Annotated in this window: 20 protein-coding genes and 1 pseudogene; 12 read left to right on the forward strand and 9 right to left on the reverse strand. The window is 64.2% G+C overall.

Going from position 1 to position 21294, the window contains the following annotated elements:
- From dnaA to QAZ22_RS00035, 7 genes are all read left to right on the forward strand, one after another.
- Positions 1-1473: a chromosomal replication initiator protein DnaA gene (gene dnaA, locus QAZ22_RS00005; RefSeq protein WP_278204918.1), complete on the forward strand. Its 1473-nt coding sequence runs from the start codon at positions 1-3 to the stop codon at positions 1471-1473.
- 175 nt (positions 1474-1648) lie between these two features.
- The gene (gene dnaN, locus QAZ22_RS00010; RefSeq protein ID WP_278076118.1) at positions 1649-2767 is read left to right on the forward strand and encodes a DNA polymerase III subunit beta; all 1119 of its coding nucleotides are present in this window, start codon (positions 1649-1651) and stop codon (positions 2765-2767) included.
- A 69-nt stretch (positions 2768-2836) separates the two neighbouring features.
- Positions 2837-3979 carry a DNA replication/repair protein RecF gene (gene recF / locus QAZ22_RS00015; protein ID WP_278204919.1) on the forward strand — a complete coding sequence of 381 codons (1143 nt, stop codon included), beginning with the start codon at positions 2837-2839 and terminating at the stop codon, positions 3977-3979.
- Between the two features lie 197 nt (positions 3980-4176).
- Complete coding sequence (locus QAZ22_RS00020; protein WP_278204920.1) at positions 4177-4932, forward strand: molybdopterin-synthase adenylyltransferase MoeB; 756 nt, start codon at positions 4177-4179, stop codon at positions 4930-4932.
- 4 nt (positions 4933-4936) lie between these two features.
- Positions 4937-5425 (forward strand): GNAT family N-acetyltransferase, encoded by a 489-nt coding sequence (locus QAZ22_RS00025; RefSeq protein WP_278204921.1) that lies wholly within the window; start codon positions 4937-4939, stop codon positions 5423-5425.
- A complete protein-coding gene (locus tag QAZ22_RS00030; RefSeq protein ID WP_278204922.1) occupies positions 5422-6675 on the forward strand; it encodes an aconitase X catalytic domain-containing protein in 1254 nt (417 codons plus the stop codon). The genes QAZ22_RS00025 and QAZ22_RS00030 overlap by 4 nt, the downstream gene beginning before the upstream one ends.
- Complete coding sequence (locus QAZ22_RS00035) at positions 6672-7085, forward strand: DUF126 domain-containing protein (RefSeq protein WP_278204923.1); 414 nt, start codon at positions 6672-6674, stop codon at positions 7083-7085. Before QAZ22_RS00030 ends, QAZ22_RS00035 begins: the two co-directional genes overlap by 4 nt.
- A 121-nt stretch (positions 7086-7206) precedes the next feature.
- Here QAZ22_RS00035 and QAZ22_RS00040 read toward each other — a convergent pair whose 3' ends face one another.
- Positions 7207-8208 carry a D-glycerate dehydrogenase gene (locus tag QAZ22_RS00040; RefSeq protein ID WP_278076112.1) on the reverse strand — a complete coding sequence of 334 codons (1002 nt, stop codon included), beginning with the start codon at positions 8206-8208 and terminating at the stop codon, positions 7207-7209.
- Positions 8209-8377: 169 nt separating this feature from the next.
- Here QAZ22_RS00040 and QAZ22_RS00045 point away from each other — a divergent pair, with 169 nt between their 5' ends.
- A complete protein-coding gene (locus QAZ22_RS00045; RefSeq protein WP_278076111.1) occupies positions 8378-8935 on the forward strand; it encodes an SH3 domain-containing protein in 558 nt (185 codons plus the stop codon).
- Between the two features lie 202 nt (positions 8936-9137).
- Here the strand turns inward: QAZ22_RS00045 and QAZ22_RS00050 are convergent, their stop codons facing one another.
- Positions 9138-9497 carry a DUF4260 domain-containing protein gene (locus QAZ22_RS00050; RefSeq protein WP_278204924.1) on the reverse strand — a complete coding sequence of 120 codons (360 nt, stop codon included), beginning with the start codon at positions 9495-9497 and terminating at the stop codon, positions 9138-9140.
- 9 nt (positions 9498-9506) lie between these two features.
- A complete protein-coding gene (gene irrA / locus QAZ22_RS00055; protein ID WP_278076108.1) occupies positions 9507-9938 on the reverse strand; it encodes an iron response transcriptional regulator IrrA in 432 nt (143 codons plus the stop codon).
- 247 nt (positions 9939-10185) lie between these two features.
- On the opposite strand from irrA, the gene fabA reads away from it, so the two are divergent.
- The 4 genes from fabA (at position 10186) to QAZ22_RS00075 (ending at position 14526) form a co-directional block, all read left to right on the forward strand.
- Complete coding sequence (gene fabA / locus QAZ22_RS00060; RefSeq protein ID WP_027165888.1) at positions 10186-10701, forward strand: 3-hydroxyacyl-[acyl-carrier-protein] dehydratase FabA; 516 nt, start codon at positions 10186-10188, stop codon at positions 10699-10701.
- Between the two features lie 127 nt (positions 10702-10828).
- Positions 10829-12049 (forward strand): beta-ketoacyl-ACP synthase I, encoded by a 1221-nt coding sequence (gene fabB / locus QAZ22_RS00065; protein ID WP_278204925.1) that lies wholly within the window; start codon positions 10829-10831, stop codon positions 12047-12049.
- 12 nt (positions 12050-12061) lie between these two features.
- Positions 12062-12874 carry an enoyl-ACP reductase FabI gene (fabI, locus tag QAZ22_RS00070; RefSeq protein WP_278204926.1) on the forward strand — a complete coding sequence of 271 codons (813 nt, stop codon included), beginning with the start codon at positions 12062-12064 and terminating at the stop codon, positions 12872-12874.
- 98 nt (positions 12875-12972) lie between these two features.
- Positions 12973-14526, forward strand: coding sequence for a bifunctional diguanylate cyclase/phosphodiesterase (locus QAZ22_RS00075; RefSeq protein ID WP_278204928.1), 1554 nt, complete (start codon positions 12973-12975; stop codon positions 14524-14526).
- Between the two features lie 116 nt (positions 14527-14642).
- Here the strand turns inward: QAZ22_RS00075 and QAZ22_RS00080 are convergent, their stop codons facing one another.
- From QAZ22_RS00080 to rbfA, 6 genes and pseudogenes are all read right to left on the reverse strand, one after another.
- Complete coding sequence (locus QAZ22_RS00080) at positions 14643-15650, reverse strand: class I SAM-dependent methyltransferase (protein WP_278204929.1); 1008 nt, start codon at positions 15648-15650, stop codon at positions 14643-14645.
- 72 nt (positions 15651-15722) lie between these two features.
- Positions 15723-17873 carry a polyribonucleotide nucleotidyltransferase gene (gene pnp, locus QAZ22_RS00085; protein WP_278204930.1) on the reverse strand — a complete coding sequence of 717 codons (2151 nt, stop codon included), beginning with the start codon at positions 17871-17873 and terminating at the stop codon, positions 15723-15725.
- Positions 17874-18247: 374 nt separating this feature from the next.
- Entirely contained in the window at positions 18248-18559 is a 312-nt protein-coding gene (gene rpsO, locus QAZ22_RS00090; RefSeq protein ID WP_347405196.1) for a 30S ribosomal protein S15, read from the reverse strand.
- Positions 18560-18707: 148 nt separating this feature from the next.
- A pseudogene (gene corA / locus QAZ22_RS00095) lies at positions 18708-19800 on the reverse strand (magnesium/cobalt transporter CorA).
- Between the two features lie 98 nt (positions 19801-19898).
- Positions 19899-20861: a tRNA pseudouridine(55) synthase TruB gene (gene truB / locus QAZ22_RS00100; protein WP_278204931.1), complete on the reverse strand. Its 963-nt coding sequence runs from the start codon at positions 20859-20861 to the stop codon at positions 19899-19901.
- On the reverse strand, positions 20862-21281 hold the full coding sequence (gene rbfA / locus QAZ22_RS00105; protein WP_278204932.1) for a 30S ribosome-binding factor RbfA: 420 nt from the start codon (positions 21279-21281) through the stop codon (positions 20862-20864).
- Between the last annotated feature and the right edge of the window lie 13 nt (positions 21282-21294).

Below are 21294 nucleotides of genomic sequence, written 5' to 3' on the forward strand. Positions count from 1 at the left end.
ATGGCGGCATCCAGCGACGCTGAACAGAAGTTCGAGCGGGTCAAGGCCCAATTGAAGGCGCGTCTGGGAGCCGAGGTCTATTCGAGCTGGTTTGGCCGCATGAAGGTTGCCGAGGCGTCACGCGGCATTGTCCGTATCTCCGTGCCCACGGCCTTCCTGCGGTCGTGGATCAACGGCCACTATCTCGACCTCATCGCCGAACTCTGGAGGCATGAGGATTCCGACGTTCTCAAGATCGAGATCGTCGTGCGGACCGCCACGCGGCAGGGCCGCAACAATGTCGAGCCGGAGATCGCGCCGGCGCGCAAGATGACCAAGCAGACGCAGACGGCGCTTGCCGCCGGCACCGCGAGCGCCGGCCGGGTGGAACGGGCGCCAGCGCCTCGCCAAGGCGTGCCGGCGGAGACCGAGTTCCGCCACAACGTGCTGGGGTCGCCGCTCGACCCGCGCTACACTTTCGCTTCCTTCATCGAAGGGCCCTCGAACCGGGTGGCGTTCGCGGCGGCCAAGGCGGTGGCGGAATCGCAGTCGAGCGCGGTGCGCTTCAACCCGCTCTTCCTTCATGCGACCGTCGGATTGGGCAAGACGCACCTGTTGCAGGCGATCGCGGCGGAATCGCTGCGCCACAACCCGAAATCGCGCGTGGTCTATCTGACGGCGGAATATTTCATGTGGCGCTTCGCCACCGCGATCCGCGACAACAATGCACTCACCCTCAAGGAGCAACTGCGCGATATCGATCTTCTGATCATCGACGACATGCAGTTCCTGCAGGGCAAGTCGATCCAGCATGAATTCTGCCATCTCATCAACATGCTGCTCGACAGCGCCAAGCAGGTGGTGGTCGCCGCCGACCGGCCGCCGTCGGAACTGGAATCGCTGGAGCCGCGCGTGCGGTCGCGCCTCAATGGCGGCGTGGCGCTCGAAATGTCGGCGCCGGATTTCGCCATGCGCCTCGGCATGCTGAAGCTGCGCCTTGCCACAGCCAAGATAGACGATGCCTCGCTCGACATCTCGGACGAGATTCTCGATCACGTCGCCCGTACGGTGACCGGCAGCGGACGCGAACTCGAAGGCGCCTTCAACCAACTTCTCTTCCGCCAGTCCTTCGAGCCGCAGATCACCCTCGACCGCATCGACGAGATCCTCGGCCACATCTACCGTTCGGGCGAGCCGAAGCGGGTGCGCATCGAGGACATCCAGCGCATCGTGGCGCGCCACTACAACGTGTCGAAGACGGAGCTGCTCTCCAACCGGCGCACGCGTACCATCGTCAAGCCGCGGCAGGTGGCGATGTACCTGTCGAAGGTGATGACGCCGCGCTCGCTGCCGGAGATCGGACGGCGTTTTGGCGGCCGCGACCACACGACGGTGCTGCATGCCGTGCGCAAGATCGAGGACCTTTCCGGTGCCGACAACACGCTGGCGCAGGAGCTCGAACTGCTCAGAAGGCTGATCAACGAGCAGGCCTGAGCGCTTCACCGGCTTTATCCCCAGAAAGCCCGCGCAACCGGCCGGAACCGGTGCCGCGGGCTTGCGTTTGCAGGGTTTTTACTGTCAGCTTACATAGATTCTGAGCTTTTCGGAGCTTTCGCGGGACGCCGCTCCCTGGTGACCCGCTCATTCATTGAAGCGAGCCTGTTTCGTCATGCGTGTTATCCTGGAACGGTCCAACCTCCTGAAGTCCCTCAATCACGTTCATCGCGTGGTGGAGCGGCGCAACACCATACCGATCCTGTCGAATGTGCTGCTCAGCGCCGAAGGCGCCAGCCTCGAAATGAAAGCGACCGACCTCGACCTCGAAGTGACGGAAGCCACGCCCGCCAAGGTCGAGCGCGGCGGCGCGACGACGGTCCCGGCGCACCTGCTCTACGACATCGTGCGCAAGCTCGCCGACGGCGCCGAGGTGATGCTGAAGACCGACGAGGACGGCAATGCCATGACGGTGACGTCGGGTCGGTCCAGCTTCCGCCTGCAGTGCCTGCCGCAGTCGGACTTCCCGGAGCTTTCGGCCGGTTCCTTCTCGCACATCTTCCGGCTCGATTCGGTGGCGCTCAAGGGCCTGATCGAGAAGACCCAGTTCGCCATTTCGACCGAAGAGACGCGCTACTATCTCAACGGCATCTTCCTGCACACGCATGAAGCGGGCGGCAAGCTGAAGCTGCGCTCGGTCGCGACCGACGGGCACCGCCTGGCGCGCGCCGAGATCGACGCGCCGGCAGGCTCCGAAGGCATGCCCGGCATCATCATCCCGCGCAAGACTGTGAGCGAGCTGCAAAAGCTGGTCGACGATCCGGATGTGGCGGTGACGACGGAGCTGTCGGATACCAAGATCCGCTTCACCATCGGTAGCGTCATCCTGACCTCGAAGCTGATCGACGGCACCTTCCCCGACTATCAGCGTGTCATCCCGACCGGCAACGACAAGAAGCTGATCATCGACCGTCAGAGCTTTGCCGCCGCCGTCGACCGCGTCTCGACCATTTCGTCCGAGCGCGGCCGGGCGGTGAAAATGTCGATCAACGACGGCCAGCTCACGCTTGCCGTCAACAATCCGGATTCGGGCAGCGCCACGGAGGAGCTGGCGGCCGACTATTCGTCGGACCCGATCGAGATCGGCTTCAACGCCAAGTACCTGCTCGATGTCGCGGCCCAGCTCACCGGCTCGGAAGCGAAGTTCATGCTGGCGGATGCCGGGTCCCCGACGCTGATCCACGACATGGCCGACGAGACCGCGCTCTATGTGCTGATGCCTATGCGGGTGTAGCCGCATCCGGTTTTTGCGCCGGCTGGCGATGGAGCGATGATTGCGGCGGCTTGCACGGGCGGTTAGCAGTTGCCGGAACAGAGCCACATAAGTAAGCTTACGCTTACCAATTTTCGCAACTACGCGGGACTTTCGCTCGAGCTCGGCCCCGGCGCCGTGGTGCTGTCGGGCGACAACGGTGCCGGCAAGACCAATCTGCTCGAAGCCATCTCGCTGCTGACGCCGGGACGCGGGCTCCGCCGTGCGCCCTATGCCGACGTGGCGCGCGAAGGTGGCGATGGCGGCTTTGCCTTGCATGCCCGGGTCGAGGGACCGGAAGGCCAGGTCGAAATCGGCACCGGCATTTCCGGCGGCGACGCCGCTGGAGAAGGCGGCAGACGCGTTCGCATCAACGGCGCGCCGGCAAAGTCGGCGGAGGATATGCTGGAATGGCTGAGGGTCATCTGGCTGACACCGGCGATGGACGGGTTGTTTCCAGGACCGGCCGCGGACCGTCGCCGCTTTCTCGACCGGCTTGTGCTGGCGATCGACCCCAGCCACGGCCAGCGGGCGCTGGATTATGAAAAGGCGATGCGCGGCCGTAACCGTTTGCTTACGGAAGGTTCCCGCGACAGCGGTTGGTTCGACGCGATCGAGACGCAGATGGCCGAAACCGGGGTGGCGATCGCGGCGGCGCGGGCGGAACTGGTGCGGCTGCTTGCCGCGATGATCGAAAAGCTGCCCGGCAGCGGCCCGTTTCCGCAGGCCGACATAAGCCTCTCCGGCGACTTGGAGACCGAAATCGCCGTCGCGCCGGCGGTCGACGTCGAGGAGCGGTTCCTGGCGATGCTCGCCAATGGCCGCGAGCGCGACCGCGCCGCCGGCCGTACGCTCGACGGACCGCATCGCTCGGACCTCGTGGTCCGGCACAGACCGAAGTCGATGCCGGCCGAATTGTGCTCGACCGGCGAGCAGAAGGCGCTGCTAGTCGGCATCGTGCTGTCACATGCAAGGCTGACCGGCGAGATGTCGGGACTGACGCCGATTCTGCTGCTCGACGAGATCGCCGCGCATCTCGACGGCGGGCGGCGCGCTGCGCTGTTTTCCATCCTCGAGGAGTTGAACTGTCAGGCCTTCATGACCGGCACCGACGCGGCGCTGTTTTCCAGCCTCGCCGGGCGGGCGCAATTCCTGACGGTCGATCACGGCAGCGTCGGGCCGACCGGACCTTGAAGAACCCAACGGGCGTCGGCGCCGGCCCTTCGGGACAAGGCTTCGCCTTGCCCGTATTTGCACCGCGGGACAAGGCTTCGCCTTGCCCGTATCTGCCCTTCGGGACAAGGCTTCGCCTTGCCCGTATATGCCCTGCAGGACAAGGCTTCGCCTTGCCCGTACATGACAAGGCTTTGCACCAGCTATAAGGTCCGGCCATGACCAATGCCGCCCTGACCGACGAAGAACTCGAACGCTACGCCCGCCACATCGTGCTGCCCGAAATCGGCGGCGCCGGCCAGCAGAAGCTGAAGCGGGCGCGAGTGCTGGTGATCGGCGCCGGCGGACTGGGGGCGCCAGTGCTCGAATATCTTGCCGCAGCCGGTGTCGGCACGCTTGGCATCGTCGACGACGACACGGTCTCGCTTTCCAACCTGCAGCGGCAGGTGATCCATGATACCGACACGATCGGCATGGCAAAGACCGACAGCGCCTCGGCCGCGATCATGCGCATCAACCCCAATGTCGCGGTGGAACCGCATCGCCTCAGGCTGACGGCTGAAAACGCCCCTGCCCTCGTCGCGCGCTACGATGTCGTCGTCGACGGTTCCGACAATTTCGAGACACGCTATGCGCTCGCCGATGCGTGCGCCCTGGAAAAGAAACCGCTGGTCACCGCCGCCGTCGGCCGCTTTGACGGCTCGGTGACGGTGCTGAAGCCGTACGAAACGGGCGCCGACGGCAAGCGCAATCCAAGTTACCGCGACCTTTTCCCGGAAGCGCCACCCGAAGGGCTGGTGCCATCCTGCGCCGTTGCCGGCATCGTCGGCGCGCTGACGGGCGTCGTCGGCACGCTGGAGGCGATGGAAGCGATAAAGCTGATCGCCGGGATCGGCGAACCATTGGTCGGCCGGCTGCTGCTTTACGACGGCCTCACCGCCCGCTTCGACACAGTCCGCTACAAAGCGGCCTGAACCGATGGACCAGCCCGCCGCTCTCCTCGTCACCGAGCTTCCGCCGGATTTTGCGTCGTGGGGCGAATTGCTGGCGCTGATCCTGCGCGCCTTCGCCTATATGGACGGCGTGATCGACCCGCCATCCTCGGCGCATCTGCTGACGCCGGAAGGCCTCAGGCGCAAGGCGGGGCAGGAGACGGCGTTCCTGGCCGTGGAGGACGGCCAGATCGTCGGGTGCGTGTTCGCGCTGGAGCGGGCGAAGGATTTCTATGTCGGCAAGCTTGCCGTCGAGCCCAGCCTTCAAGGGCGGGGCATAGGTGGACGGCTGATGCAGGCCGTGGAGGATCTTGCCCGCCGGCACGGCAAATACGTCATCGAGCTGCAGACCCGCATCGAGTTCATCGCAAACCACGCGGCATTCGCCCGGCTCGGCTTTCGCGAGACCGGGCGCACGGCGCATGCGGGATACGACAGGCCAACCTCGATCACCATGCGCAAGGTGCTGTCTTGAGCCTCGCTCTCAGCCCCGAGGAACAGGCAATAGCCGCCGGCAAGGACGGCGCGGGGACGGCGATGCGCATCGTCGCCGAGAGCGCGCGGCTGCTCGGGGCGCAGCGGCTGATCCCAATCGCTTCGGCGCATATCGACGGGGCGCTCTATCACGGCGATTCCGGCACGCTGTTCGCCGAGCGGCTGGTCGAAGGCGGCGCCAGGGTCGCGGTGCGCTCGACGCTCAATGTCGGAGTGCTCGACCTGATGGGCTGCTCGCGCATTCGCCTGGAGGAGCCGCAGCGCGGCATGGCGCGACGGATGATGGACGCCTATCGCAAGCTCGGCTGCGAGCAGAGCTGGACCTGCGCGCCCTATCAGGCCGGACACAGACCGGCGCAGGGCAGCGATGTCGCATGGGGCGAGTCCAATGCGGTGGCGTTTTGCAACTCGGTGCTGGGCGCCCGCACGAACCGCTACGGCGACTTCCTCGACATTGCCTGCGCCATCACCGGCCGGGCGCCGGACTATGGCCTGCACAGGCCGGAGAACCGCAGGGCGCGGCTGGTGTTCGACGTCTCCGGCCTTTCCCCTTCCTTCCTCGCTTCCGAGATCGCCTGGCCGGTGCTGGGCAGCCTCTACGGCCGCGAGGTCGGCAATGCAATCGGCGTCGTCGCCGGTATCGCCAATCACCCCGGCGAGGACGCGCTGAAAGCCTTCGGCGCCGCGGCCGCGTCATCCGGCGCGGTCGGGCTGTTCCACATTGCGGGCGTCACGCCCGAGGCGCCTGATGTCGGAGCCATTCTGGTCGAACCGAAGCCGGACGCGATTATCCGCGTCACGTCCGAGATGGTGGCGAAGGCGCGCGCCGGCCTGTCGACCGCCGCGGCAGCCAGGACGATCGACGCGGTCGCGATCGGCAGCCCGCACCTGTCGGATGCCGAGTTCGCCATGCTGGAGCGGCTGATCGCCGGAAGACGGCTCGCCGTGCCGATCTACGCCTGCACCGGCCGGCATGTTCTCGCCTCGCTGGAACAGGACGGGCGACGGAAGCGGCTCGAAGCAAGCGGGGTCGTCATCGTCGCCGACACTTGCGTGGTGGTGACGCCGATCATGCCGGAGCTGGCCGGCGGCGTGCTGATGACCAATTCGGGCAAGTTCGCGCACTACGCTCCGGGCAACACCGGCTATGCGGTGCTCTATGCCTCGCTCGCCGATTGCGTCGAAAGCGCGATCGCCGGCATGCCGCGCTTCACGGATATCGCCGCATGAGCGCCGCTGCCGAAATCCTGGTGCCGGGCAAGGCCGGCGAAGGCGAAGCGCTGGTGCTGACGGCGCCGATCAGCTTCTGGGGCGGTGTCGACCCGAAGACCGGCCGCATCGCCGATGTCCGCCACCCGCAGCATGGCGAGGTGATTTCCGGCCGCGTGCTGTTCCTACCGGGCACGATCGGCTCGTCATCCGCTTCGGCGGTGCTGATGGAACTGGTCCACAATGGCCGCGCGCCGGCGGCCCTGGTGCTGCACGAGCCGGACGCCATTCTTCTGCTCGGCCTGATCGTCGCGCGGGAAATGGGCTGGGCGACGCCGATGGCGGTGCGGCTCGGACGTGGTTTGTTCGACACCTATCGCGGAACCACGGTGAAAGTCGCCGGAGACGGCGCCGTTACCGTCGCCGCCTGATCAGCCGCGACGACTTAAAGCACACGTCGCGCTGAAATGGATTTCAGGCGACGCGCATTAAGCCTTTGTCTTCACGCATGTCGTTTTCCCAAAACCGCTGGACACTTTTGGGCAACATGCGTCAGGTCCTTAGCGGCAGCACGCGGTCCGGCGGGCGGTGGCCGTCGAAGAAGGCGCGGATGTTGATGATCACCTTCTCGCCCATGTCTATGCGGCCTTCGAGCGTGGCCGAGCCCATATGCGGCAGAAGAACGACCTTGCCCCTGGTTGCGAGTTTCAGGAGCTTGCTGTTCAGCGCCGGCTCATGCTCGTAGACGTCGAGGCCGGCGCCGGCGATCTTGCCGTCCTGGATCAGCTTGACCAGCGATTCCTCGTCGATGATGTCACCGCGCGCGGTGTTGACGATGTAGGCCGAGGGCTGCATCAGCGCCAGGCGCCGGGCGGACAAGAGATGGAAGGTCGCCGGCGTCGACGGGCAGTTGACCGAGATGATGTCCATGCGGGCGAGCATCTGGTCGAGGCTTTCCCAATAGGTCGCTTCCAGCTCTTCCTCGACCGCAGGCAGCACGCGGTGGCGATTGTGGTAGTGGATGGACAGGCCGAAGGCCTTGGCGCGCCTAGCAACCGCCGTGCCGATGCGGCCCATGCCGACAATGCCGAGGCGTTTGCCCCAGATGCGGCGGCCGAGCATCCAGGTCGGCGACCAGCCGGCCCATTTCTTCTCGCCGGTGAGCACATTGGCGCCTTCGGCCAGTCGCCGCGGCACGGCAAGCATCAGCGCCATGGTCATGTCGGCGGTGTCTTCGGTAAGCACATTCGGCGTGTTGGTGACGGTGATGCCTTTCTTGGCCGCCGCGGCGACATCGATCTTGTCGACGCCGTTGCCGAAATTGGCGATCAGCTTGAGGTTCTCGCCGGCCTGGGCGATCAACGCGGCATCGATATGGTCGGTGATGGTCGGGACCAGCACGTCGGCTTCCTTCACCGCCGCGACCAGTTCCGGCTGGGTCATCGGCCGGTCCTCGACATTGAGGCGCGCGTCGAACAGCTCGCGCATGCGGGTTTCGACCGGATCGGGCAGCTTGCGCGTGATGACGACGAGGGGCCGTTTTTTGCCTGCCATTGTATCCCCGAAGCTTCCTCGAAACCGATCTCGTTGAGACCTCTTTAACCAAGACCGGCGAAACTTGTAGCCGATCGCGGTATCAGCCCACTCCTGTAACAAGCGGTGCCGCCGAAGACAAAGAAAAAGGGGCGCTCATCCCGACGGACGGGCGCCGAAAGGAATGAAAGTGTCTGGTTTCGCGTCGCTTCGCCTGGCTTTCAGCGCAGCTGTTCTCGGCGCCCTGCTTGGTGCTCCGCAGGCATCCGCGCAGAGCGCGGCGGCACCGGCGCAAACGGTGACGCTCGGGCCAAGCGGCCTGCCGCTGCCGCGCTTCGTCAGCCTCAAGCCAGCGCGCGTCAACTCGCGCGTTGGCCCCGGCGCCAACTATTCCGTCAACTGGATGTACATGAAGGCCGGGCTGCCGATGGAAGTCATCCAGGAATTCGACACCTGGCGCCGCGTGCGCGATGCCGACGGCTCGGAGGGCTGGATCAACCAGTCGCTGCTGTCGGGCCGCCGCACGGCGATCGTCGCCCCCTGGCAGCGCGGCAAGGGCGGGCGAATCAATCTGCTCGACGATCCCAACAAGGACGCCAACGTCATCGCCATCATCGAGCCGGGGGTGATAGGCTCGATCAAGAAATGCGACGGTCAATGGTGCGAAATGACCTTTGACGGCCATACCGGCTGGATGGCCCAGTCGCAGGTCTGGGGCGCCTATCCGGGCGAGAAGTTCAAGAATTGACTATTTTGTCTCGACCATGATCTTGTCCGAACCGTAGGTCAGCGCAGCAAAAACCGGTTTCCACTTTTCGCTGATGCGGTCCTTCGGTTCGGGATCATGGTCTAGATCAGGATGACGTTTCGTTGAGTCGCCATCCTGATCTAACTCTTTGTTGGAGCATGGTCTTCTCCGAAAACCGGTTCCCACTTTTCGGGACCATGGTCTAGCGCCCGATGCGGCCGAGATGCGTGTCCTGAAAGCCGGTGGACAGTTTCAGGCCGTAGCCCAGGGCACGGTCGATGGCGATGTGGGCGATCCAGATGAGCGCTACCGCAGTTGCGATGGGACCGGCAAACAGCACGCCCGCAAGCACCAGCACGAGCGGAGCTATCAGGATGTGCAGGGCGTTATAGGCGACGGCGCCGACCCGCGGCCCGGCGAGATAGCCCAGCATCGACAGGTCCGGCGCCAGGATGAGCAGCGCAAACAGCCACCAGGACACGCCCGTCATTGCGTAGACGACGATTGCCGCCACTGCGGCCGCGACCCATTCCAGGCGGATCGCGAGATCGACGGGCCGCATCGCCAGGGATCAATCAACGCGCTTTGGGCGCAGCCTCACGACGATGTCGACATTGGCGATCTCCATGCCTTCCGGAGGCTCCGGCAGGTTGGATACGCTCACCGGGCCGCTGGCGATGTCGAAGATCCGGTTCTCGCCTTCGACATAGAAGTGATGGTGATCCGAGGTGTTGGTGTCGAAATAGGTTTTGGACCCCTCGACCGCGAGGATGCGCAACAGCCCGGCCTCGGTGAACTGGTGCAGCGCATTGTAGACGGTCGCCAGCGAAACCGGCACGCCGGCGGCGATCGCCTCTTCATGCAGTTCCTCGGCCGAGAGATGACGGTCGCCCTTGGCGAAAAGCAGATCGGCCAGCGCAATGCGCTGGCGCGTCGGCCTCAGGCCGGCTTCGCGAACCCGCTTGTCCACAGCGACACTTTCCTTCCGGCAGTCCGAATCCATCTATCCCGTCGAAGCTTGTGGCTCAGCCCCATAGACAGGTCCAGAATGGCAAAAAGACGTCATCGCCAAAAACTGGACACCTCCCGACATATATTCTGTCGTCCAAATGCGATCAATAGCGCGCATTGACCCAGGCAGGCGCACGGGTTAAGCGCAAACGCCGGTTTCCGGCCACAAACAGAGTGTGTTAGGAAACCAACGACCGAGGGCGCCCTGCCGCCCGGAACGAAAACGGGGACGGAAGTTTATGGCGGGTCAAAAGTCCAGCTACGATTACGAGGAACTGCTTGCCTGCGCCCGCGGCGAGCTGTTCGGACCGGGAAACGCCCAGCTGCCCTACCCGCCGATGCTGATGTTCGACCGGATCACCGAGATCAGCGAGACCGGCGGCGCCTTCGACAAGGGTTTCATCCGCGCCGAATTCGACATCAAGCCGGATCTTTGGTTTTTCGCCTGCCATTTCATCGGCAATCCGATCATGCCGGGCTGCCTCGGCCTCGACGCCATGTGGCAATTGACCGGCTTCTATCTCGGCTGGCTCGGCGAGCCCGGCAAGGGCATGGCGCTGTCGACCGGCGAGGTGAAGTTCAAGGGCATGGTGACGCCGTCGGTCAAGAAGGTCGAATATGGCGTCGACTTCAAGCGCGTGATGCGCGGCCGCCTCGTGCTCGGCATCGCCGATGGCTGGCTCAAGGCGGATGGCGAACCCATATACGCGGCAACGGATCTGAAGGTCGGCCTGTCCAAGCAGTCGGCCGCCTGATCGCCATCGCCACGGAGCCTCGCGCGTCCGCCGGATGCGCAAGGACACCGCGGCAGTTTATTTTGCGTATGATCAAAGGCGAAAACCAGCTAGGTTTTTCGCCAAAATACGCCGGAAGGAGTTGCGAATGAGACGTGTCGTAGTGACAGGCCTCGGCATTGTGTCGTCGATCGGCAACAATGCCAATGAGGTGCAGGCCTCGCTTTACGATGCCAAGTCCGGCATCAGCTTTTCCAATTCTTTCGCAGAGCATGGCTTCCGCTGCCAGGTGTGGGGCGCGCCGACGCTCGACCCGTCGGCAATGATCGACCGCCGCGCCATGCGTTTCCTGAGCCAAGGTGCAGCCTGGAACCATGTCGCCATGGATCAGGCGATCGCGGACGCCGGGCTCGGCGAAAGCGACATCACCAACGAGCGGACCGGCATCGTCATGGGCTCGGGCGGACCGTCGACCAGGACCATCGTGGAAGCCGCCGAAACCACGCTCAAGAACGGCAGCCCGAAGCGCATCGGCCCGTTCGCGGTGCCGAAGGCGATGTCGTCGACCGCTTCGGCCACTCTTGCCACCTGGTTCAAGATCCATGGCGTCAACTACTCGATCTCCTCGGCCTGCTCGACCTCGGCGCACTGCATTGGCAATGCGTATGAGCTGATCCAGTGGGGCAAGCAGGACATGATGTTCGCCGGCGGCCACGAGGATCTCGACTGGACGATGTCGGACCTGTTCGACGCCATGGGCGCCATGTCGTCGAAATTCAACGACAAGGCATCGACCGCTTCCCGCGCGTATGACGTCAACCGCGACGGCTTCGTCATCGCCGGCGGCGCGGGCGTGCTGGTGCTGGAAGAGCTGGAGCACGCCAAGGCGCGCGGCGCCAAGATCTATGCCGAGGTCGTCGGCTACGGCGCGACTTCCGACGGCTACGACATGGTTGCTCCTTCGGGAGAAGGCGCGGTGCGCTGCATGCGGCAGGCGCTTGCCACGATCACGACGCCGGTCGACTACATCAACACGCACGGCACCTCGACGCCGGTCGGCGATTCCAAGGAAATGGGCGCCATCCGCGAGGTGTTCGGCGACAAGATGCCTTACATCACCTCGACCAAGTCCCTCACCGGCCATTCGCTCGGTGCCGCCGGTGTCCAGGAATCGATCTACTCGATCCTGATGTTGCAGGGCGGCTTCATCGGCGAGAGCGCCCATATCGAGGAGCTCGATCCGGAATTCGAGGGCATGCCGATCGTGCGCAAGCGCATCGACAACGCCAAGATCGATACCGTTTTGTCCAATTCCTTCGGCTTCGGTGGCACCAACGCAACGCTGATTTTCCAGCGCTATTCCGCATAAGGATTGCCTGACATGGACGGGCTGATGAAGGGCAAGCGCGGGCTTGTCATGGGTGTCGCCAACGATCATTCGATCGCCTGGGGCATCGCCAGGAAATTGTCCGAGCACGGAGCGGAGCTTGCCTTCACCTACCAGGGCGATGCCTTCGGGCGGCGGGTCAAGCCGCTTGCCGAAAAGCTCGGCGCTCCGCTGGTCGTGCCTTGCGACGTCGAGGACAGCGCCTCCGTCACCGCCACCTTCAACACGCTTCGCGAGGCCTGGGGCGGGCTGGATTTCGTCGTCCACGCCATCGGCTTCTCCGACAAGAACGAACTCAAAGGCCTCTACGCCGACACCAGCCGCGACAACTTCGTCCGCACCATGGTGATCTCGTGCTATTCCTTCACCGAGATCGCCCGCAATGCCGCCGCGCTGATGGCGAACGGCGGCTCGATGATCACGCTGACCTATGCCGGGTCGGTGCGGGTCATGCCCAACTACAACGTCATGGGCGTCGCCAAGGCCGGCCTCGAGGCAAGCGTGCGCTATCTCGCCAACGACTACGGCCCGCGCGGCATCCGCGTGAACGGCATCTCGGCAGGACCGGTGCGGACGCTCGCCGGTTCCGGCGTGTCCGACGCGCGCCATATGTTCTCCTATCAGCAGCGCAATTCGCCGCTACGCCGCACGGTGACCATCGACGAGGTCGGCGGCTCGGCGCTCTACCTGCTGTCGGATCTGTCTTCGGGCGTCACCGGCGAAATCCACTATGTCGATTCCGGCTACCACATCGTGTCCATGCCGGCGCTCGCGGAACTGAAGCAGAACGACGGCGGCCGCGAATAATTCGCTAACGCAAAAACTTCCAGTAAAATTGGATGCATTGGCGGAAACCCATTTTAAGGAGGTATCCGCTAAAAGGCCCTGCAGTTCAGGGACCTTGCATGTCTACAGTCAGCAACCCGAAGCGAACACCGCTGTTCCGGCTTATCACCATCGCCAGCTCGGGCATGGGCAGTTTCATCCTCGGGCTCTGGGGACTGCGTTTCGGCTTCGGCGACGGCCTGGCCGGCATGACGGCGGAGACGATGGCGGGTATCATCGCCGCGCTGTGCGCCCTTTCCGCCGGTGGCGCCGCCCTGTCCTTCTTCGCGGGCGTCGATGAATCGGCCGACTACGTCTTCAAGGAAACGCATTTCGACAAGATGACCGGCCTGCTGTCGCGCCCGGCCATCGTCGGCAAGGTCGCCGCGGCCGCGTCGGAAACGATCGAGACCGGCGAACCGGTCTACCTGATCGATATCGACATCGACCGCTTCAAGCAGATCAACGATGCCATCGGCTACAGCCATGGCGACGAGCTGATCCGCGCCTTCACCAAAAGACTGAAGGAGAGCATGCCGGAGGATGCCGTAATCGGGCGGCTCGGCGCCGGCGAATTCGCCGTGCTCTTGCCAGACCGCGAAATCCGTGGATCTCTCGAACGGTTCCTCGAAAAGCTCATCAACCAGATGATGGAGCCCTACCAGCTCCAGACACACCTGCAGTCCGTCAGCATGTCCATCGGTATCGTGGCGATGCCGAAGGACGGTGTCGACCCGGTTCTCATCCTTCGCCGCTCGAACCTGGCGCTGCAGAATGCGCGCGCAAGCGGCGTCGGCAACTGGTCGGTCTTCCACGCCGATATGGGACGGGTGGCGGACCACCGGCAATGGATCGAATCCGAGCTGAAGACCGCCTTCGACCGCGGCGACTTCAGCCTCCACTATCAGCCGCAATTCGACATGCCGACCGGCCGCGTGGTCGGTTACGAGGCGCTGATCCGCTGGAAGCACCCGGAACGCGGCATGATCCCGCCGATGGAGTTCATTCCGATCGCCGAGGAGACCGGCATGATCAATCCGATCGGCGAATGGGTGCTGCGCAAGGCCTGCAGCGACGCTCAATATCTGCCGGAGGATTGCTTCGTCGCCGTCAACATCTCGCCGGTCCAGTTCATGACCAAGGACTTTGTCGGCATCGTGCGCGAGACCATGGCATCGACCGGCATCAAGCCGTCGCGGCTCGAGCTCGAAGTCACCGAGACGGCGATGATGCAGGACCGCGACCGTGCGGCCGTCATCCTGCAGCAGCTCGCCGACATGGGTATCTCGGTGGCCGTCGACGATTTCGGCACCGGTTATTCCAATCTGAGCTACCTGATCGACTTCTCGTTCGGCAAGCTCAAGATCGACCGCTCCTTCGTCAGCCGCATCGACACCGATTCCAGTTCGGGTGCAGTCGTGTCGACCATCGTCGGACTGTCGCGGGCGCTCGGCGTCGGCATCATCGCCGAAGGCGTCGAGACCGAGAACCAGGCAACGCTGCTGAGGGCCGCCGGCTGCGAGGTGGCACAGGGCTTTCTGTACGGCCGGCCGGCGCCGCTCAAGATCGAGCTCGGCCAGGCACGGCCCGTCTTTAGCACGCGCGAGCCGGCACGCATCGTCAGCCTGCAGTAGCGCGCGCATCGCGTTGGAGCCGTCCACCGTTTCACGGAAGCGCTGAACCGCTCCAACTATTTGTTTTTAAGCGATTCCGGACGGAAAACCGCTGCGCACTTTTCCTGGAATTGCTCTTACCGTCGCGCTGAAAACACCTTGAACATGCCATCGCTCGCGACCTCGGCGTGGCTGGAGAAGGTGGCCGCCAGCACCTGCTCGTAAGGAAGCTGGCGATTGGCGACCATGAACAGGCGGCCACCTGGTTTCAGCGCCTTCGACGCCGCACGGATCATGCCGGCGCCGATGCCCGGCTCCGCCGCCCGGCCGGTGTGGAAAGGCGGGTTCATGACGATCGCGTCGTAGCGTCGCTCGACCGTTTCGGTCAGCAGATCGGTCCAGAAGAAACGTGGCTCGACGGCACCGCGGACATTGATTCTTGCCGCTTCCAGGGCTTCGAAATCCGCTTCGTAGAGATCGAGAGCGGAGAGCCCCGTCGAGCGTTCCGCCACTTTCGCCGCCAGGTAGCCCCAGCCAGCGCAGAAATCGGCGGCGTTGCCCGCAAGACCCTGCGGCAGGCTATCCAGCAGAAGCTTCGACCCCGCGTCGACGCGATCGAAGGAGAACATGCCCGGCGCGGTGCGAAAGCGGCCTTCCACAACCAGATCGGGGTTGGAGACGCGAAGCGCCTCGGCCGCCTCCGCGCCGGCCCGGCGGAACCAGAAGGCGACGCCGTGATGTTTCGGCAGGTGCGCTTCGAGCGGGACCAGCCCATCGATGCGTTTGCGCAGGCTGTCGACGCCGTCCTCCTTGCCGCCCGCGACGACGATCAGCCCGCCCGGCGACACGCGCTCGATCGCCTCGGCGATGCGCAGCTCGTTCTGGCCGCGATGCCGGCCGCAGAGCACCAGGGCGGCGTCAAAGGCAGAACCTTCCGCCCGCGGCGTGACCGTGTAGCCTGACGCCTGCAGGGCGCGGAAATGCGGCCGGAAGCCTTGCACGAGATGCAGCGCCGCATCGAAGCCGTCGGGCAGCCGGAAGCCCGGCTCCGCGCCCAGGAACAGGACGCGGGCCTGTTTCTGCGGCAGAGGCAGCGCCTCGGCCTCGAAGGGATGAAACAGGGTCTTCAGCGGCTCGGCGGCCATCGCCTTCAAACTCTCAAACAAAAACGGGCGCGACCTCGCGGCGCGCCCGTCCTGATTGTCAGGTCCAGCCGATCAGGCGGCGTCTTCCTCGCCTTCCGGCTTCTTCTTCTCCTGAACGATTTCCTTGCCGGTCGCCTGGTCGACGACCTTCATCGACAGGCGGACCTTGCCGCGCTCGTCGAAGCCCATCAGCTTGACCCAAACCTTGTCGCCTTCCTTGACGACGTCGGAGGTCTTGGCAACGCGCTCATTGGCGAGCTGCGAGATGTGGACGAGGCCGTCGCGCGGGCCGAAGAAGTTGACGAAGGCGCCGAAGTCGGCCGTCTTGACGACCGTGCCTTCGTAGATCTCGCCGACTTCCGGCTCGGCAACGATGGTGTGGATCCACTTGCGCGCCGCCTCGATCTCCTTGGCGTTCGCCGAAGCGATCTTGACCGTGCCGTCGTCCTCGATGTTGATCTTGGCGCCGGTCTTCTCGACGATCTCGCGGATCACCTTGCCGCCCGAGCCGATGACGTCGCGGATCTTGTCGGTCGGGATGTGCATGACCTCGATGCGCGGCGCGAACTCGCCTAGCTCGGCGCGCGAAGAAGAGATCGCATGCGCCATCTCGCCGAGGATGTGCAGGCGGCCGTCCTTGGCCTGGCCGAGCGCGATGCCCATGATCTCCTCGGTGATGCCATCGATCTTGATGTCCATCTGCAGCGAGGTGACGCCATTGGCGGTGCCGGCGACCTTGAAGTCCATGTCGCCGAGGTGGTCCTCGTCGCCGAGGATGTCGGAGAGCACCGCGAAGCGCTCGCCTTCCTTGATCAGGCCCATGGCGATGCCGGCGACGGGCTTGGCGATCGGCACGCCGGCATCCATCAGCGCCAGCGAGGTGCCGCAGACGGTCGCCATCGAGGACGAGCCGTTGGACTCGGTGATCTCGGAGACGACGCGCAACGTGTAGGGGAACTGGTCGGCGGAGGGCAGCATCGGGCGGATGGCGCGCCACGCCAGCTTGCCGTGGCCGATCTCGCGACGGCCCGGCGAGCCCATGCGGCCCGTTTCACCGACCGAATAGGGCGGGAAGTTGTAGTGGAGGAGGAACTTCTCCTTGTACATGCCGGTGAGCGAGTCGACATACTGCTCGTCCTCGCCGGTGCCGAGCGTGGCCACGACCAGCGCCTGGGTCTCGCCGCGGGTGAACAGCGCCGAACCATGGGTACGCGGCAGGACGCCGACCTCGGAGACGATCTTGCGGACGGTCTTCAGGTCACGGCCGTCGATGCGCGAGCCGGTATCAAGGATGTTCCAGCGCACGACCTTGGCCTGGAGCTCCTTGAAGACGGTGCCGATCTGCTCGGAGGCGTACTTGGCCTCCTCGCCCTCAGCCGGAGCGAACGCCGCCTTGACCTTCGCCTTGACGGCGTCGACGGCGGCGTAACGCGACTGCTTGTCGGTGATCTTGTAAGCCTCGCGCAGCTCGTCGCCGACGATCTTCAGCATCTCGGCTTCGAGCTCGGAATAGTCCGGAGCGGTGAAGTCGCGCGGCTCCTTGGCGGCGACCTCGGCCAGCTTGATGATCGCGTCGATCACCGGCTGGAAGCTCCTGTGGCCGAACATGACGGCGCCGAGCATCAGGTCTTCCGAGAGCTCCTTGGCCTCGGATTCGACCATCAGCACGGCGTCGGCCGTGCCGGCGACGACGAGGTCGAGCTTCGATTCCTCCATCTCGTCGATATGCGGGTTGAGCACGTATTCGCCGTTGATATAGCCGACGCGTGCGCCGCCGATCGGGCCCATGAAGGGGACACCGGAGAGCGTGAGCGCGGCCGAGGTGGCGACGATCGACAGGATGTCCGGATCGTTCTCGAGGTCATGCTGGACGACGGTGACGACGATCTGGGTGTCGTTCTTGTAGCCGTCGGCGAAGAGCGGACGGATCGGGCGGTCGATCAGGCGGGAAACCAGCGTTTCCTTCTCGCTCGGACGGCCCTCGCGCTTGAAATAGCCGCCCGGGATCTTGCCGGCGGCATAGGTCTTTTCCTGGTAGTTGACGGTGAGCGGGAAGAAATCGAGGCCGGGCTTCGGCTCCTTCATCGAAACGACGGTGGCAAGCACCACGGTTTCGCCATAGGTGGCGAGCACCGCGCCGTCAGCCTGGCGGGCGATCTTGCCGGTTTCCAGGATGAGCGGACGGCCGCCCCACTCGATTTCCACTTTGTGCTGATTGAACATATCTTGTCCTTCATATGCGGAAAGGGCCGCGCCGTCTCGACGGTCGCATCCCTTCCCTGGCTTCCTTCGGGCAGCCACGGGCAAGACAACGGGAAGCTCGATAAGTCCGGCCACACGAGCCGAGCGAGCGTCCTGCAATCCTGCCCCATGACCGTCCACGGGCGGTTCCGAATGGCCCTCTGCACTTCCGGAACCGGTCAGGCCGACCGGTCGGCCAGCCTTGCGCGTGACGTCGAAAACCCCTGTTTCCGAGACGCGCCTCGCGCGAATTTCCCGGAGCGTATTCGCTCCATTTCAGCATCGAAACACCGGACCATCCGATGCGCCAATGCGCGACCGGCGGACCCTCCGGAGAGAGCCCGCCGGTCAATTCGTCAACGACGCAGACCGAGCTTGTCGATCAACGTCTGATAGCGCGCGTCGTCCTTGCGCTTGAGGTAGTCAAGCAGGCTGCGGCGCTGGGAAACGAGAGCAAGCAGGCCACGGCGGGAATGGTTATCCTTCTTGTGGTCCTTGAAGTGCTCCGTCAGGTTCTTGATGCGCTCGGAAAGGATGGCAACCTGGACTTCCGGAGATCCGGTATCGCCCTTCGCGGTCGCGAATTCAGTCATCAGTTCCTTCTTGCGCTCGGCAGTAATCGACATCGTGTTTTTCCTTATCTGTTCGAGGAAACGGGACGCCCACAGCCGGGATGTCGTCCAGCAGGGGCCGGTGCAAGCAACGCGTCAGGGCGCGAAGCTGCGGCGCATATAGTGCAATTCCGGGCAAAACACCAGCCCAATTGTCAAGCCGGCTTGTCGCAGGTTCTTGCCGAAAAAACATAGGGTTCAGCCGCTACAGCCACTTCTTCCACTTGAAGAAGACAACGAGCCCGACAGCGACGATCAACATGAACACCAGTGCTGCCGGGTAGCCGTAGTAAGCCTTCAGCTCCGGCATGTTCCAGGGCGAGCTTTCGGGCTCGAAGTTCATGCCCCAGACGCCAACGAGGAAAGTGAGCGGCATGAAGATGACCGACACGATCGTCAGATAGGAAATGACATCGTTGGTGCGCGCCTGGGTCAGCGACAGGTGCATCTCGATCAGGCCGGTCAGCATGTCGCGCTGGTTCTCGACCAGCTCGATCAGCCGCAGCGAATGGTCGAGCGTGTCGTTGAAGAAGATCTTGGTCTCGGCCTTCACGAAGGGCACGTCGTTGCGGATCAGCGTCGCCAGCGCATCGCGCATCGGCCACAGCACGCCCTTCAGCACGTTGGCGTCGCGCCGCAACTCATGCAACTGCCGCATCTGATGCTTGTGCGGCGTGTTCAGCATCTGATCCTCGATGCCGTCGACCAATTCGCTGGCCGTTTCGATCGGCGGGAAATAGCTGTCGACGATGGCATCGATCAGCGCATAGGCAAGGTAGTCGGCGCCGCGCGAGCGCAGGCGATTGGGCATGGCTGCCGCGACACGCTTGCGCACGGGGTCGAACGGATCGCCCTCACGTTCCTGGAAGGTGACGACGAAGTTCCTGCCGAAGAACACCGCGATCTGCTCGTAGCGATGGGCGGTGACATCGTCGATCATGCGCATGACGACGAAGGCGTGATCCTCGAAGAAATCCACCTTGGGCCGCTGGCCGGTGTTGACGACATCCTCCAGCGCCAGCGGGTGCAGATTGAAAATCCGCCCGATCTCCTCGATCAGCTGGATGTTGGCGAGGCCGGTGCAGTCCAGCCAGACGACCGGCCAGCGGTCGCAATGGGTATTGAGCTCGTCGATGCTGGCATTGTCGATGGTCTTGAATTTCTCGGGCGAGATCAGCGTCAGCCGAAGCTCTGCGCCGCGCCGCCGGATCGGCGATGAGCGTGCCCGGCGACGCCCCGACCGGCGGTCGGCGGATGTTCAGCGGCGCCCGTTTCCTGACGGTATCAGCCTTTGCCATGAGCTCCTCGGGCGCGAAATCGAAACCGAAACTACTCTACGCAATTCCAGGCCGAGAACCGTACGCACTTTTCCTGGAATTGATCCAGCCGAGCGCCGTCAACCGGCAAAGACCCGCTTGGGCTTGAACATGCCCTGCTCGATGGCGCCGATGGCGACGAGCTTGCCGCGCGCTGTGGCGCATGCCTCGTCGGCCTCGACCGGCGCATCGCGGCCGCGAATGACGACGGGATTGCCGAGGCGGATCTTGGTCGCCGCGTCGTCGCTGACGGCGACCTGCGGCAGGCAATCGAGCGCGACAGCGGTATCGACCAGCAACGCGTCGATGGCGCTGAAATCGATCGGCGCCCCGGCCTCGTCGTCCTGGCCTTCATCAGTTTTGCCGCCGAAGCGCGCCGCTTCGAGCTCGGCGACGGTGACGAAATCCTCCGCCGTGAACGGCTCGACCTCGACGCGGCGCAATTCGGCTATATGGCCGAAGCAGCCCAGATCGCGGCCCATGTCGCGCGCCAGCGAGCGTACGTAAGTGCCCTTGCCGCATTCGACCTCGAAGACGCTGCGGTCGCCACCATGCTCGACGAGATCGAGACGTCCGATCTCGATCTCGCGCGCAGGGATATCGACCGTCTCGCCGTCTCGGGCCAGGTCGTAGGCGCGTTCGCCGGCGATCTTGATGGCCGAGAATTGCGGCGGCGTCTGCATGATGACACCCGTGTATTTCGGCAGCAGCGCTCTCACCTCGGCCTCGTCCGGGCGCTGGCCGGAACTGTTCGTCACCGGGCCTTCGAGGTCGTCGGTCGAGCGTTCCTCGCCCCAGGCAACGGTGAAGCGGTAGACCTTGGCGCCGTCCTGAACGTAAGGCACGGTCTTCGTCGCTTCGCCGAGCGCGATCGGCAACATGCCGGAGGCCAGCGGATCGAGCGTGCCGGCATGGCCGGCCTTCTCCGCCTGGAACAGCCATTTGATCTTCGAGACCGCCTCGGTCGAGCCCATGCCGACCGGCTTATCCAGCACCACCCAGCCGGAAACCGGCCGGCCTCTCTTCTTGCCGCGACGCGCCACTTAGCCCTCGTCCTCGTCATTGTTCTCATTCTGGTCGTCGAGGTCGCGCGCGATTTCGGGCGACTTCAGCAACTCGTTGATCCTGGCGAAATTGTCGAAGGAAGTATCGAGCCGGAAGCGGATCTCCGGCATGTACTTCATCTGCCGCAGCGCGCCGGTGATGCGGCCGCGGATGAATTTCGCATGCTTGTTGAGGGCGCCCACCACGGAATCGGCGTCGCCGACGCCCAGCGGTGAAACGAAGGCAGTAGCGATTTTGAGGTCGGGCGACATGCGCACCTCGGAGACCGAGACGACGGTGTTCTCGATCACCGGATCGATGATCTCGCCGCGCTGCAAGGTCTCGGAGAGGGCATGGCGCACCTGCTCGCCGACGCGCAGCATGCGCTGGGAGGGGCCTGATGTTGTTGGACGGGACATTTTCTTCAATCCT

The organism is Mesorhizobium sp. WSM4906, from assembly GCF_029674625.1.
Taxonomy (GTDB): Bacteria; Pseudomonadota; Alphaproteobacteria; order Rhizobiales; family Rhizobiaceae; genus Mesorhizobium.